The sequence below is a fragment of the Nocardia goodfellowii genome (assembly GCF_017875645.1).
GTDB classification, from domain to species: Bacteria; Actinomycetota; Actinomycetes; order Mycobacteriales; family Mycobacteriaceae; genus Nocardia; species Nocardia goodfellowii.
This window is the reverse complement of the sequence record NZ_JAGGMR010000002.1, coordinates 20,366-33,915: the sequence shown is the minus strand read 5'-3', so window position 1 is coordinate 33,915 and position 13,550 is coordinate 20,366. Positions and strand designations below refer to the sequence as shown.

At 67.5% G+C, this 13,550-nt stretch carries 15 protein-coding genes; 4 read left to right on the top strand and 11 right to left on the bottom strand.

Annotated features, from left to right (window positions below; genetic code table 11):
- The coding region (locus tag BJ987_RS37090; RefSeq protein ID WP_209899896.1) for a DUF5131 family protein at positions 1 to 299 on the bottom strand (299 nt) is incomplete at its 3' end.
- 104 nt (positions 300 to 403) lie between these two features.
- Between BJ987_RS37090 and BJ987_RS37085 the strand changes: the two genes are divergently transcribed.
- The gene (locus tag BJ987_RS37085; RefSeq protein ID WP_245367879.1) at positions 404 to 634 is read left to right on the top strand and encodes a hypothetical protein; all 231 of its coding nucleotides are present in this window, start codon (positions 404 to 406) and stop codon (positions 632 to 634) included.
- A gap of 88 nt (positions 635 to 722) precedes the next feature.
- On the opposite strand, the gene BJ987_RS37080 is transcribed toward BJ987_RS37085, so the two are convergent.
- The 3 genes from BJ987_RS37080 to mobC form a co-directional block, all read right to left on the bottom strand.
- Positions 723 to 890: a hypothetical protein gene (locus BJ987_RS37080; protein WP_209899890.1), complete on the bottom strand. Its 168-nt coding sequence runs from the start codon at positions 888 to 890 to the stop codon at positions 723 to 725.
- A 244-nt stretch (positions 891 to 1,134) separates the two neighbouring features.
- Entirely contained in the window at positions 1,135 to 3,807 is a 2,673-nt protein-coding gene (locus tag BJ987_RS37075; RefSeq protein WP_209899888.1) for a relaxase/mobilization nuclease domain-containing protein, read from the bottom strand.
- On the bottom strand, positions 3,804 to 4,331 hold the full coding sequence (gene mobC / locus BJ987_RS38170) for a plasmid mobilization relaxosome protein MobC (RefSeq protein ID WP_209899886.1): 528 nt from the start codon (positions 4,329 to 4,331) through the stop codon (positions 3,804 to 3,806). The genes BJ987_RS37075 and mobC overlap by 4 nt, the downstream gene beginning before the upstream one ends.
- Positions 4,332 to 4,750: 419 nt before the next feature.
- Between mobC and BJ987_RS37065 the strand changes: the two genes are divergently transcribed.
- Positions 4,751 to 4,999, top strand: coding sequence for a hypothetical protein (locus BJ987_RS37065; protein ID WP_209899883.1), 249 nt, complete (start codon positions 4,751 to 4,753; stop codon positions 4,997 to 4,999).
- Positions 5,000 to 5,065: 66 nt separating this feature from the next.
- Here the strand turns inward: BJ987_RS37065 and BJ987_RS37060 are convergent, their stop codons facing one another.
- Positions 5,066 to 6,814: a hypothetical protein gene (locus BJ987_RS37060; RefSeq protein ID WP_209899881.1), complete on the bottom strand. Its 1,749-nt coding sequence runs from the start codon at positions 6,812 to 6,814 to the stop codon at positions 5,066 to 5,068.
- Positions 6,811 to 8,052: a coiled-coil domain-containing protein gene (locus tag BJ987_RS37055; RefSeq protein WP_209899877.1), complete on the bottom strand. Its 1,242-nt coding sequence runs from the start codon at positions 8,050 to 8,052 to the stop codon at positions 6,811 to 6,813. The genes BJ987_RS37060 and BJ987_RS37055 overlap by 4 nt, the downstream gene beginning before the upstream one ends.
- A 301-nt stretch (positions 8,053 to 8,353) precedes the next feature.
- Between BJ987_RS37055 and BJ987_RS37050 the strand changes: the two genes are divergently transcribed.
- Complete coding sequence (locus BJ987_RS37050) at positions 8,354 to 9,163, top strand: ParA family protein (protein ID WP_209899875.1); 810 nt, start codon at positions 8,354 to 8,356, stop codon at positions 9,161 to 9,163.
- Positions 9,160 to 9,567 carry a hypothetical protein gene (locus tag BJ987_RS37045; RefSeq protein WP_209899872.1) on the top strand — a complete coding sequence of 136 codons (408 nt, stop codon included), beginning with the start codon at positions 9,160 to 9,162 and terminating at the stop codon, positions 9,565 to 9,567. The genes BJ987_RS37050 and BJ987_RS37045 overlap by 4 nt, the downstream gene beginning before the upstream one ends.
- Positions 9,568 to 9,596: 29 nt before the next feature.
- Here the strand turns inward: BJ987_RS37045 and BJ987_RS37040 are convergent, their stop codons facing one another.
- The 5 genes from BJ987_RS37040 to BJ987_RS37020 all read right to left on the bottom strand — a co-directional run bounded on the left by BJ987_RS37040 (position 9,597) and on the right by BJ987_RS37020 (position 13,528).
- A complete protein-coding gene (locus tag BJ987_RS37040; protein ID WP_209899869.1) occupies positions 9,597 to 10,736 on the bottom strand; it encodes a hypothetical protein in 1,140 nt (379 codons plus the stop codon).
- 385 nt (positions 10,737 to 11,121) lie between these two features.
- On the bottom strand, positions 11,122 to 11,301 hold the full coding sequence (locus BJ987_RS37035; protein WP_209899866.1) for a hypothetical protein: 180 nt from the start codon (positions 11,299 to 11,301) through the stop codon (positions 11,122 to 11,124).
- 99 nt (positions 11,302 to 11,400) lie between these two features.
- Positions 11,401 to 11,982, bottom strand: coding sequence for a cysteine hydrolase family protein (locus tag BJ987_RS37030; RefSeq protein ID WP_209899863.1), 582 nt, complete (start codon positions 11,980 to 11,982; stop codon positions 11,401 to 11,403).
- The gene (locus BJ987_RS37025) at positions 11,979 to 13,127 is read right to left on the bottom strand and encodes a hypothetical protein (RefSeq protein WP_209899860.1); all 1,149 of its coding nucleotides are present in this window, start codon (positions 13,125 to 13,127) and stop codon (positions 11,979 to 11,981) included. Before BJ987_RS37025 ends, BJ987_RS37030 begins: the two co-directional genes overlap by 4 nt.
- The gene (locus tag BJ987_RS37020) at positions 13,124 to 13,528 is read right to left on the bottom strand and encodes a GntR family transcriptional regulator (protein ID WP_209899857.1); all 405 of its coding nucleotides are present in this window, start codon (positions 13,526 to 13,528) and stop codon (positions 13,124 to 13,126) included. The genes BJ987_RS37025 and BJ987_RS37020 overlap by 4 nt, the downstream gene beginning before the upstream one ends.
- Positions 13,529 to 13,550 lie beyond the last annotated feature (22 nt).

Below are 13,550 nucleotides of genomic sequence, written 5' to 3'. Positions count from 1 at the left end.
AAGACCTGCTCGATAAACGACGCTGGTACCTGGGCGTGGAACAGGTCCGACATGCTGTTGACGAACACCAGCTTCGGGCGCCGCCACCGGCGCGGGACATCCAGCGCCGCCGGGTGCACGCTGACGCCGAACCCCGGCCCGGACGTGCGTGGATCACCGTCGCGCTGGTATTTCTCGACGCCCATGCCCTTGAGGCGTTTGGCCATGGTCAGCGCGTAGCAGTGGTCGCAGCCCGCTGATATCCGGTCGCAGCCGGTCACCGGATTCCAGGTGGCCTCGGTCCATTCGATGCCGGTCATGGGCACCCCTCCAATGTGAACAAAGTTGGCAACTAAGTTCACAGTGAGGGATGGATGGGTAGTTGTCAACTAAGTTGGCAACATTGTGTGCAATGCTGGGAGGTATGCAGCAGCAGAACAAACATCGCGACGCCGTCCGCGCCGCCCGCGAGGCCTACGACAAAGCCCGCGCCGAGCTGTTTTCCGCCATCCGCGCTGCCCTCGAACATGGCGTCGGGATCAGCGCTATCGCCCGCGATGCCGATTTCTCCCGGGAGTACATCGCCAAGATCCGCGACGGCAAAGGCCCTCGCGACGCCCAGCTGGGCGTCGCGGCGGGGGATCAGCAGCAGTGAGCAAAGTTTCGCGATAGAGCAGGGCACTCGGCGAGCTCGTTCGGCTCGATTCGCACTGCCTTGGCGGTGTTCGACTCCCACCCGAGCCTTAGATGACGATCACCAGCACGATGAACACGATGATGCCGAGCGGGATCCACCACCACCGGAACCGGCCCGTTCCCGGACGTGGAATCGTCAGCCGCCCTTGGCGTTCGAGCTCGACCAGGCGCTCATAGGAGCGCATCCGCTCGGGCGTGATCGGTTCCGGTTGCATCAGGACAAAAGGGCAGGCCATGGCAGGGTGCCCACTGCCTCCGCAATGCGGGCACAGGTACCGGTATTCGACGGCTGCCACGGCTTCCCCCTCTCTCTCGCGCACATGTGGTGCGCACACCCATGATGCAGCCCATTGGACCGTGCGACACCGACATTCGCCGCCGACCTGACAGGCAAGCCAGCGCAGCTGGCGCGGCAGCACCTAAGAAGGTGACCGGGCTCCCGCCGCCGGCGGCCGGGCCTTACCGCCCCATCCCCTGGTCCTTGCCGGTATCGCGCCCGTAGCCCGGCGCTCGGTACGACGTTTGACTCGGGTTCGGATCAACCGAGGTAGAGCGGTTCGGCGGCCGAATCCTGCTGCTGCGCACGCGCTGCTGCTGCTCCTGGTCGCGCTGCTCGGGGGTGAGCTTGGACCGGCGGGTGCGTTCGGTTTCGACGAGCTTCAGTTCCCCGCGCAGTTTCTGTAGCGCCTCGGCGTCGGTGACGAGTTCGCGGGCGTCCTTGTCCTGTGCGCCCCGCAGATGTGATTGCTGCTGACGCTCGTGGGCGCGGAATTCGATGTCATCCCACTCGTGCATCGGGATCCCGCACACCTTGACCGCAGCCTCCGCAGCGGCGTCGGCGGCGTCCAGCCGCACGCTGACCTCGGCCAGCGCCGCATCTACCTCGCCCAGCGAAGACTGAATATCGCGACGCATCAGCACCTTCCGACGCGGCGTCTCGTTCAGCTTCCACTGCAATCCCTGCTGTCGGCCCCTGAGTTCACGCTGTTCGGCCAGCGCCCGCTCGGCCTCGGCGCGGGCCCGGCGCGCGGGTGCGATCCGGTCGGCCTGGCGTCGGTACTCGGCGTTTTCGGCCTGCGCCGCGACCGTGTGCGGTCCTTGCCCGTTGCGACGCGCGTCGACGTCCTGTTCCAACAACTCGACCTCGCGGCGGCGATGCTGCAACTCGGCATCGAGTTTGCGATCGTTCCAGCTTCTCGGCTGCACCTCGTTTCGGCGACCGAAAGCCAGCCCCGACACGTCCAACAGCCGCTGCACGTTTTTGTCCTCGTCGCTCAGCTCGCTGTAGATCGGGCGCGTGATCTGCGGCGCTCTCACCGGCGGGGTGAGCGGACCACGCGCCGAAGCGACGGCCTTCTCCGAAGGCGTGGGCCGCCGCTTCGGATCGGGCTGTTCCTCACGCGGCGCGATAGCGCCTTCGAGAACCCGCTGCGCCCGGCGACCGGCGGCCGCGGTGAAGACCTGGGCGGCGTCGCGGTCCCACTGGTCGCGCCGCGCCTGAAGCTCGCTCTCCCAGCCCGCCCGCACCGGGTCGATCTGCTCACGCATCACATGCTCGACCGAGGTGGCGCGCACGAGTTCCCCGCGGGCCCGATGCGCGCGAGCCACCGCCCGAGCGATCGCGATAGCCGCGAGCAACAACAGCAGCATCAACGCCAGCAGCAACACCGCCAGCTCGGCGGCGGCCTGGCCGTCACGGGCGCCCCGCGAGATGTGGGTGCGCGGCCGCGAGGACTGCGCAGTGTGCTGGAGCAGCAGATGCGCCACATCGGCGGCCGGACTCGGCCGCTGCTGTCGCGGCGGCCGCCACCGATCGGCCTGCCGGGCGACCTGCGCACTGCGGGCCATCTCACGCGCGGCCGCCGCGAACTGGCCGGGCTCATCACCTTCGAGCATCTCTGACCACGCGGCGAAAACCCCCGATGCTTGGCCGGCCATCCACGCCCACTGAGCGCGGTCGGTCACCGGGATCTCGGCGAGCTGCTCGCGCCACTGCTCGACATCAGCGGCGGCCTGCGCCCAAGCACCCATCCCGTCACCACGATCCCGGCCCGCCCGGGTGCGATCGGTGCGGTTCATCCACGCACTGAGCGCATCCTCGCGTCCCTCGGGACTGTCGATCCACTGCTGCTCGCGCAACGCGCTTAGTGAGAGGTCTTTGGCGAGCTTCCCGCCGCCCAGCCACGGCCCGACCTCGTCGTCACCGCGGCGCAGACGCACCGAGTAGCCGATGACCTCCGTAGTGCCGCCGGGTGCGTAGCGCGCCCGCACCGCGACGCCGACCGCCCGCAGGTTGGTCACGAATTCGCGTTCGGACTCGGCTGCGGTCGCGTACGCGCGCACCATCCGCCGGAGTCGTTCGCGTTCGGTTTCCGGTGTGCCGAGCCGCTTCGCGCGCTCGATCTCGGCACGCGAATTCTCCGACATGCCGCCGCCCTCGCGCCGTGACGCGAGCACTTTCAAGCCGAACTCACGCTCCAGCTCTCCGCACACCTGATCGGCGTGGCGCCAGTCGCCTTTCGCGCGGCCTGGACCGTAGTCGAATGTGCTGACTTTGCGGCCGTCGTCCCGGACCAGCGACGCGGCGATATGGACGTGGTCCTGGCCCTCGCCCTTCTCCCCGGAGTGCCCGTGCCGCACCGCGACCCACCGCGCCTGGGCGCGCTTGCCATCCGGTGTGCCGGTGAAGCCCATCCGGTCCATGAAGGTGTCGGCGATCTCCTGCCACCGATCATCGGAGAGCTCCTCGCCCGGCGCCAGGGCCAGCACGCAATGCCACACCGGCGCGTCCTTGTACGAACCCTTCTCGTTCTTGCCCGCGGGCTCGAAGACGTCCATGCCGAGTTCACGGCTACCGCCCGCGCCGACAGCGACCTTGACCTTCGTCTTCATCCGCACCTGGGTCTGATACAGACGGCGCGGGATCTCGATCTCGTCGGCGACGGCCAGGGCGACATCACGCGCGGCCTCGTCGTCGCCAGGTCCGTCGAAGTGCTCCAGCCACATCTCACGCATCACCGTGGGCGAGCCGCCGATGATGTGCCGGTCCCGGTGCTCGTTATGTTCGCCCGGCCCGAGCAGATAGGTGATGAGCCCGGACATCTTCTTGCCGCGGCGGATCTTCGGGATCATCGCCGCGCCGCATCTTCGGCCTTCTTCGTCAGATCCTCGGCGCGTTCGCGCAGATCCTCGGCCACCGCCTCTATCTGCTCCAGCACCGCTGGCAGATCCTCAAGTACATCGTCGGGGATGTGCTGGTCGATATTCGCCAACCGAACCAGTTGATTGAGGTTGCTGCCGATCTTCTTCACGTGGTGCAGCCGCAGCATATCCAGCGACGAGGCCGCCCCGTACAGCGTTCGGATCAGCTCGCGGCGCGCTGGCCACGGCAACCACGGCCCGTCGTCCTTCCCCTTCGAGGAAGCCGCGACCGGGTCGAGCGCGGCTTGCACTAGAAACCACGGAACCGTGCAATTCGACGCCTCGGCGAGCACCTGAACCTTCGCGTACTCCTCCTCCGAGAGCACCACTTCCAGAGTCCGCTTCCGACCCTTGATGTTCGGCCGGCGGCGACGGTTCGCCGCCCGCGCGATGTTCTGCGACCGACGCGGCGCCGACTCCTCCGCCTGCTCCGAAACTGCCTTCTCCGCGACCACCGCGACCACCTCTCCCCCGGCCTCAGCCGGTGCCCAGCGCAGCGACCACCCGCCCAGGGTGGACCCTCGCGCCCCAGCGAGGACACTTCATTTACCGCAGGTAAATGTTACCTTGCTCTGCCTCAGACTAAGCCTCAATGGTACAGGAGATGATCAGATATGAGGGGAGTGAAAGACGGCGTGAGATGCAGAATTTGGTGAGGTTCATAGCGCGGCAGAGTAGTGCGGTGACGTGCTGCGCAGGTCGTAGTGCCGCACGCGCTGTGTGGAGGTGCGCTCGGCATTCTGACGGTGTCAGGTGGTCGGCGTTCGCTGTTGAGTTCGGGTCGGTTGGTGGTCCAGTTTCGCGCCGCTGGCGCGGACTTCACAGGTCGGATTCTGGTCTCGCAGAACGCCGGCGGACCGTACCGTCGAAGACCATGAGTCACTCGGAAAGAGCGGACACGCTCGCCAACCAAGCGAACAAAGCACTGGAAGAACTGCTCGAACTCACCCAGGCCGACGCGGATGGCAAGCCGCGGGAGAACGCTTCGGCGTTGGCCGGCCTCGGCGGCCCCAGTGGACCGAGCAGGACGGAGGTCCTGTGGCAGCGGCTGGAAGCGATTCAGCGCCAGGCGCAGATTCACGCGACCTTGGCGGTGTCGGACAACATCTATCGCACCGGGTAGATTCCGGACACGCAGCAGCCCCTGGCGGATACGGCCCGCCAGGGGCTGCTGTCTGCGTAGGGCGAACTATCCGCGCAGCCGGACCACCGGCGCCATGCTTGCGGCGCGCTCGGCCTCGATCTCGTCGGCCAGCTGGATCCAGTTCCGGGTGGTGTCGCGGTGCGGGCCGATCTTGTCGCGGTAAATCCGATCAGCGCCGAGTCCATCGCGACGGTTGGCGATGAGCACCCGCGCGACATCTTCGACCGCGAACCGAGTACGGCTGAGCCGACCGTGCACCTCGGCGGCCAAGAGCCGCAGATGCGCGTCGCTACCGTTCTGCGGGTCAGTTGCTGTCGCAGGTGCACGGTGCACGGTCTCGACCTGCACGGTGTCCTGCACGGTCTCCTCAGCTGCACGGTGCACGGTCTCCGGGCGAGGTGCACGGTGCGCGGTGTCCTCCTGTGCGCCCTCCTGCTCGGTGCGCGGAAGCTGCACGGTGTCGGTGTGCACGGTCTCGACAGCGGCACCCGGATCCCGGTCGCCGGCGGTGCCGCGTTGTCCTTCCTTTGTGTTCTCGAGTGCGCGGTGCTCGGGCTCGGGCTGCTCGGTCTCGGCGGCGTCGCGCGGCGCGACGGCAGCTGCGGTTCGGGCGGGCGCCTCGGCCTGCTCCTGGTGGTCGGTGTCGTCGTGGTCGCCCACGGTGGCCGGCTGCTCGGCGCGCTGCTCGGTGTGCACCTCCAGCTGCTCGGCGCGTACCCCGAGATCTGCCGCTACCGGAGCGCCTGCGCGGTGGCGCGGCGCCTCCTGCGCGGTGCGCGGAAGCTGCACGGTCTCGTCGCCGAGTTCGATGTCCGGGTGCGCGGCGGCTGTGCCCGTCTCGGGTGCACGGTGCACGGTTTCGAGGGCGTGCACGGTCTCCGAGATCTCTGGGTGCACGGTCTCGTCGGGCTGCTCGGTGCGGTAGCTGACAGCGGGGTGCACGGTGTCCTGCGCGGGTGCACGGTGCACGGTGTGCAGCGCGGGAAGCTCGGGCAGTTCCACCGCGCCGGTGATCTTCTCGGCGATCTTTGCGCGCGACTTGGCGTAGCCCGCGCCCATGGAGTGCAGCACCACCAGCGACAGCCCGATCATCGCGGGCGCGATGCCGTGCACGACGGTCTGGTACCAGTCGCCGGCGCGCACGTACGGGTAGACGTTGAGACCGAAGGTCAAGACGAACAGCGCGACCTCGGCCAGGCGCGTTAGTGGGTGGGCTTCGACATCGGCGGTATCACGCATCTTCGCGGTACCCAGGGCGATGATGATGAGCAGACCCGAGATCATCGCTTCCAGCAGGTAACTCGCCCAGAACAGCGGGTCACTGGTGCCGCCAGGCGCCGCGTTCTTCTGCACATTGATCGCACTCCAGATCATGCCGATGCCGATGATCACCGCGATGGCGTAGCGGGTCCAGCGGCTGTAGCGGTGCAACTCCGCGATCGTGCTGGCCGGAGTCTCCGCGCGACGCTGCGCAGCCAGTGCCTTGCGGGCATCGACGGCATCGCGGATGTCGGCAGCGCGGATCTCGGCCGAGGCCTTGCGCAGTTCCTCGGCGGCCGCGAGCTGATCGGCGAGGTCGGCGCGCTCGGCTTCCAGGAGCTTGCCGCGGCGCCACTGGGCGGCTTCGCGGAGCTTGGCGAGCTCGGCCTCGGTGGGTGTCTCGGTGAGCACGTGGGTGGCATCGCCGCCCAGCAGCTCGCGGCGGCCGCGCTCGGTCTCCAGCCGTTGGGCCAGCGAGTGGACCTCATCGACAGGTTCGGTGCTGCGCGCGGTGCGGGTGTCTCGGCTGATCATTTCGTGCCTTCCTCAGTGGTGGGGTTGAGCTGAGCTTCGAGCCGGGCAATATCGCGCGCGGCGGTGGACTGGATGCGTTCGATCTCGGCGGCCTGGTCGCGGCGCAGCTGCTCGCGCTCGGTCCGGGCCTCCTCGCGCTGAGCGCTCAGTTCGCGACGCACATCCGCGACTTCGGCGCGTGCGGCGGCCAGGTCCTCGCGGGCGCGTTCGACATCCTCACGCGCCTGGCGGCGGACCGCATCCAACTGCTCACGCACTGCGCGCGCGTCGTCGGCCGCGTCGGCGCGCAACCGGTCGACGCGGGCAAATTCCGCGGCGGCATCCGCGCGGACCCGTTCGAGTTCGCGGGCGGCCTCGGCGCGTGCGGCGGCGAGATCGTCGCGGGCCTGCTTGCGGGTGATCTCCAGCTCGGACCGCAGGCGGGTGGCCTCGGCGTCGGCATCGTCGGCGGCCTGCTGGGCGGCGATCCGGTCGGCCTCGGCCTGGCGCTGCGCGGCCAGCGCCGTTTCGCGGTCCTCTTTCGCGGCAGCGACTTGGGCGGCCGCGTCGCGTTCCACCTCGGCGGCGCGGGCTTCTGCGGTGCTCGCGCGGCGCTGTGCCTCCTCGACATCCTGCTGTGCAGCAGCGACTTTCGCATCCCGGTCGGCGATCGCGTCCGATGCCGCGCCCTCCGCGAGTTCTTTGTCCTCGATCGCACGATCCCGCTCGCGCCGCGCGGCCAGCGCATCGGCTTCGGCCCGCTCCGCGCGTTCGGTCGCGGCGTCGGCGGCCTGCTGAGCGTCGCGGCGCGCGGCGGTGACCTCAGCGGCGGCCGCGTCCGGATCCCCGGCCAAGCCGACGATCTGGGCGGCCTCGTCGACCAGGCGCTGAGTCTGCGACAGGTGCGCGCTGGTGATGACCTCCCACCGCGCGAGCAGATCCTCCATCGAGGCCCGCGCCGAGGTCACCGGCCGCGAGGCCGTGCGGTCGCGCCGCGGGCGCTCCCCCGCGGCGGCGGCCTTGAGCTCGGACCGGCGCTTGAACGCCTCCAGGCGCCGATGGTGGCGGCTGACGCCGTCCGGGTCGACGACAGTGCGGCCGCAGTACTCCGAGGGCCGACCGGTCCCGGTCTGCTCCAGCGGATGGCCGTGGACCTCGAATTCGTCGGCTTCCACGTCGTAGGCGACGGGGAACTGGCAAACCCGCTGCTCAGCCACTTGGTCGGCGGCGGCCGCGCCGGGTGCTTCTCTCTCGTCCATAACCCAAATTCTACCACTTCCGTTTCGTAGAAACGTTAGAACGAAACGTAACGATAGGGAATTGCGAGTCCGCCCGTACGCGCGTATACGCGTGCGCGGGGGCGCGCGTACGCGGGGAAGAGGCGTACGCGCGTACAGCCGATCAGGCGGCCGCTGGTCCTCTGCGTACGTGCGTGCGTTCGGTCACGCGTCCCGGTGGGCAGCGTGTCCGCTCGCCGTGTCGGCGGGCGGTATGCCATCGTGACCGGGCAATGGGCCCGCGCCGCGCTGCGCCGGCCTGGCGGGATAGGAGAGGAAGCGCATGGCCGACGCAGTCGTGGTGGCGATGGCGAACCAGAAGGGCGGCGTGGGTAAGTCCACGTGCACGCTGGCGACAGCCCGCGCCGCGAGCAGGTACCTCGGTGCGCGGGTCCTGGTGGTGGATATGGACCCGCAGGGCAACGTGAGCAAGACGCTGGTGCGGGAGCTGCTGCCGAAGGATGAAGTCACTCTCGCCGACGCGATCACTCCGGAGAGCGACGTGGCGCTGCGTGAGGTGATAGTGCCGACGATCTGGGAGAACGTTGACCTTGCACCGGGCGGGGTGCGCCTGTCGACCGCAGACAGCAAGCTGAATATCGCGGAGTTTGGGCGCGAGACGGCTCTACGGAGAGCCCTGGAACCGGTGCGAGGCGACTACGACCTGATCATCATCGACAACCCACCGACACTGCTGGGCCAGCTGCTGAAGAACTCACTCGTCGCCGCCGACGCCGTAGTGCTGGTGACCGAAGCCGACGAGTGGTCCGCTGACGGGCTGGCGCTGCTGGGCAAGAACATCGCCAAGGCGCGCGAGCACTACAACCCCCAGCTGCGGATTATCGGCACGATCATGAACAAATGGCGTGAGACGCGAACCGGCAACGAGGCCGCCACCGAGATCGTGGAAGGGATGGCCAAGCACTTCCCGGGGGTTCCCGTCTGGGTCGAGCACAAGATCCCGCTGTGGGTCGGTATCACCGACATCAAGCGGGGATCGGCCTTCGACGAGTCCAAGGACGCCCGGCTGCGGGTCCTGGGCGAGACGGTGTTCCAGCCGATCGCCGAACAGATGCTCAAGGCCGTCGCATGACCGGCACCGAGCCGCCGACTCGCAAGAAGTCGGCCCTCAACGACGATGACGACTGGTCGGCGCCAGCGAACCCGCCGCCGGCCACCGCCAAACCCGTGCGTGAGGTTCCGCCGGTGACAGCGCGCACCTCGACGCCGGCGCGTGGAATCCGCGGACATGCCCGCGACATCGCCGAGGCTCGCGCCCGCAAGAAGGTCCGCGACGCCGCCTACGCCTGGGCCGCCTCCGCCCACCGCACTGCTGCTCGCCGCGACGAGCTCGGAGCCGAGCTTCAGGCAGCTCGCCAGCACGGCAGTGACCCGGATGTCCTGGTCGGGTACCTCACCGAGGCCTGCGAGCGGTACGGACTGGATCCGGCGACCGTGCCGCAGCAACTGCGCGACACCACCCGACTGGACGAGTAGATGTGACCTTCGCACGCACGCGGCCCGAGTCAGTCGCCTCGCACCTCGCGCGCGAGCTCGCGCCGAGCCGCAGCGACGTCCTGGTGCCGCTGCGCGGCCTTGCCGATGACGCGTCGTCCATGCTCGGCCGACCACGCCATCGCCGCAGCTCGGCCGGGGGAGCCCGCGGCGGCCGCCGTAACCGCTGCCGTCATGGTGTCGGCACGCAGCTGCTCCCACTCGCGCCGGATCGCCGCCCGCCGCTGTTCTTCCTCGGCGACTTCGCGGGCCCGGTCCAGCAACGCCGGCGGTTCGTCGACGGGAATCGGGTACAGCAGCGCGGCCAGGTAGCCGTACGGGTTGTCGGGGTGAGTGAAAATCTTCTTGCCCGACAGCAGGTACTGGTCGAGCCCTTGCAGCACGTCATCGGGCGTCCAACCCGCGATCGCGCGTTTGGTCAGGACGCCCGCCAATCCGCTGCGGCCCATCATCCGTACCCAGAGCGGAAAACGTTCGTCAGCGCGGATCCTGGACGCCAGCAACACCGCTCGCTCGTCGTACTCCGGGCACTTGGTTCGCGCCCGCCTCTTGTCGTGGCCGCGCGAAGCGCGTCCCTTGGTCACGTTCTGGCTTAGAGAAACCTCAGCGGGTCGTGAGAGATCAAGAGAACCGCCACTTCGTGGCAGTGGGGTGACAAAGCCCTGTTGGAGAAGGGATTCGATGATCGAGTTATCCACAAGGTGGGCGTAAGAGGGGGATTCGATCAGGGCAGCTTCGGCGGTCCAGCCGCGGCTTCGATCGTCGCGCTTCCAGGACAGCAGTCGCTCGCTCTTGGTGCGGTGGCGGCCGGTGAACACGACCTGGCGCGCATCGAGTAGACGCGCCAGCTCACGGCAGCGTTTCACGGTGCGGCCGCACCGGAGGATCTTCTGGCTGAGATGCCGCACAGATGGTCGACACTCACGTCCGGTGACGATGTCGGCGCATTCAGATTCTGCGATCGCCCAGGCCTGGAAGGTGTTGCGGGACACCGAAGGTGCGCGCAGCGTGCGGCGCAGCTCGTCGTAGAGCAGGTCGTAGAGCGCCATGACGAGCGCTATCCACCGCTCGCGTGACCACCAGCAGGCGGGCACGCCGGCATAGAGGTCCGCCGGTTTTTCGAGCGCCAGCGGCGGCGGTGTGAAAAGCACCTGGGCGTGCGGGCGCAGCCTACATAGCGCTGCTGGACCAGTGGCCCTCAACGTGCGTCGAGAGCCTGTCCAGGTGTGGGCGTGCTGATTGTCACGGTCTGACGCCACGCCCTGTGTCGCGGTTGTACCAGGATCTGGGCGTGCGCTACCGTGAGGCCTGCTGACCAAAGCAGTCTCTTCCTGAGGGGCGAGAGCAGAACCTCCGGCGTGCGAGGCCGGGGGTTTCTCGCGTTTATGGGGTTGTCGTATGAACGGGCGCCAGCGCCCGCCTACTCGTCAGCCTCGCGCGTCTCCTCTACTGGTTCGGGGTCGTGAGTGTCCGTGCCTCACAAGGTATCTGGCCGAGTGGCGGGACCTTCGGCTAGAACGGCGGACATTATGGGCGTCAGACTGCTATTTGCAGCTGGTCTTCTGGGACCTTCTTCGAGACTTTGAGCTCGCGTGCGAGCGCAGCCTCGAAGAACGCGCGGTAGGTCATACCGCGCCGCTGTGCCTCGGCTTTCACCGAGCTGAGCAGGTCATCGTCGATCTCGACCAGAGTCGGCTTTCCGCGTCTTGCGCTCACGGGTGCTATATAACGCTGGTCGCGAAAGAATGAGCCGACGACACGCCGTACCATTTCTCAGTCAATCCGGCGGAGAAATCGTGACGTTTGCTCGAGAGTTCATAGGGCTGCGGCGTTTTCGATTTGGGCACGCACCTCACTGGAGTCGATAAGCTGACCCGCTCCTACCAGGCGCGATATATGCAGCAGAGCAGAGTCGTGGATTGCTTTGGCGGGGTGGCGAGTTGCGTTCGAGGCGACCGCATCACGGATAACCCAGGGTGTGTAACCGCGCTCGAAGCTGTCGAGCGCGGTTTTGAAAACGCAAGCGTCGGTGGCGATTCCGCAGATCAGCAGATCAGTCACATCCAACTGTTCGAGGAGTGACAGCCCCTCCTCGGTCAGTGCGGTGTAGGTGGTCTTGTCCACCATGTGAGCGTTTCGATGGGTGGTGAGTGCTGCGAGCTGTTCGACTATGTCGGTCTCGGGCGGACCGTAGAGCGCTTTCCAGCCGATCAGTGTTTCGTAGGGGCTTCCGGCGTAGTTCCAGAACCGGGTGAAGACGGTGGGGCGGCCGGTCGCCGCCCAACGGGTAGCAAGGTCGACAACAACGGGCAGCACGGGTGCCGAGTGCTGGTTGACGAAGCCGTTTTGGACGTCGACCACCAGTAGCGCCGTTTTGTCGAGGGGTGGAATGGTCATCGACCTGCCTCCTTGAGGGCTTCCATGGCCAGTTGTAGTTGTGAGGGCAGGCCGCTGGTGTTCACGATCGCGTCGCGCATCTGCTGGTGGTGGCCCGTTTCCTGCGGGCGCGGTGTGAGCAGGACTGAGCGGGCACCCCGCAGGAAGCCGTAGCCGTACCGGTCGCAGACCTGGGGATCTGCACCGCTCTCGACCTGCTCGGCGATGTGGGCGGTCAGTGCCCAGATGGCTTGGACGCCGATCTCGAAGGCCACGAGGTCGCCCTCGGGCAGGGCGCGCAGCGGGTCGTGCGGGTGGTAGACGACACCGGACCAGCTCGCCCAGGCACTGGAGACTCCTGGGGCACCAAACGATTTCATGTCTGGGGGGGCGAAACCGGCGGTCAGCAGCTCGTGTTCGACGCGCTCGCCATTGACCTGGGCCGCCTCCTGGTCGGCGAGGTCCCGATCGACCAATACCCGCGGTGCGCAAATCAGGCGCAGGCCGGTTTCGAGAGTGGGGCCGATCCACGGGGCGGAGTAGACCCAGTACACGCTGAGCACGTAAGACGCCTCGACTGGGTCTCCGGTTAGCGCGCTGAGTTGCTCACTGGCCCACGCCATGTTCTCTGTGTAGGTGCGGTAGCGCCACATGGCCAGTGTGGTCACGTCGGGCACATCGAGATCCTCGATGAGATGGATGACCGCAGTGCCCCAGGGCCAGACGTGCAGGGTGCACTCGTCGCCAGCGTCGCCGAAACTCGTACTCCAGCACGCCGTCTTGCCCAGGAATCCGACGGTCTCCTCCATGCCGAGGTCGGCTCGAAGCTTGTCGGCGCCGGCCTGACCTACGTGAGCAGCGATCAGCTTGTGCGAGCGGACTCCGATGCGGGAGCTGGCAAGTGGTGCGAGCGCTCCAACGGCCAGTAGCACGTCACCTGGTGGTGTGGTGGTCGTTTCCCATGAGGTGATGTGGCCAGCTTGGACATCACGACCGATCAGGCGGCTGAGCGCTTCCGCGAAAGCTTTCGGCGTAAGCCCAGACTCCGCCCGCGCCAACGCGATGCGGTTGCGCGCGAGCGCTCCGTAGTTGGGGTGGTAGCTCGAGCGCCTCGTGTGCAGCCCGGTGACCGTACCGGGGCGTTCCGGGAGGCGGCTGACGCTCATCCGACGTCTCGATGCCGTACGGGCTCTGCCGTCACCGACAGGCCGAGATTGGAACGTACCTCTTCGAGCTGAGTTTCGAGCCGAGCGAACCGCTCGTCGGCTTGGGCTTCGAGCCGAGCGAGTCGCTCGCGGAGTTCGTCCAGCTCGGCACCAGAAGACGAGTCCGCTTCCTCGCGGGCCCGCACGAAACTGCCCAGACCATGGAAGGTTTCGACGAGGCCTTCGTCCCTCAATTCCGTCAGCGCCCGCTCGACGGTGTTGACGGAGACCTCCCACTGCTCGGCGAGTGCAGTCTTGGCTGGTAGCTGGTCGCCAGGGGAGTAGTCGCCTGAGTCGATCCGCTGCCGGAGGTCGTCAGCGAGCAGCTGCCAACGAGGTCGACCGGTGGCGCGTTTGTTCATGCAATCAGAATAAGTCATACCC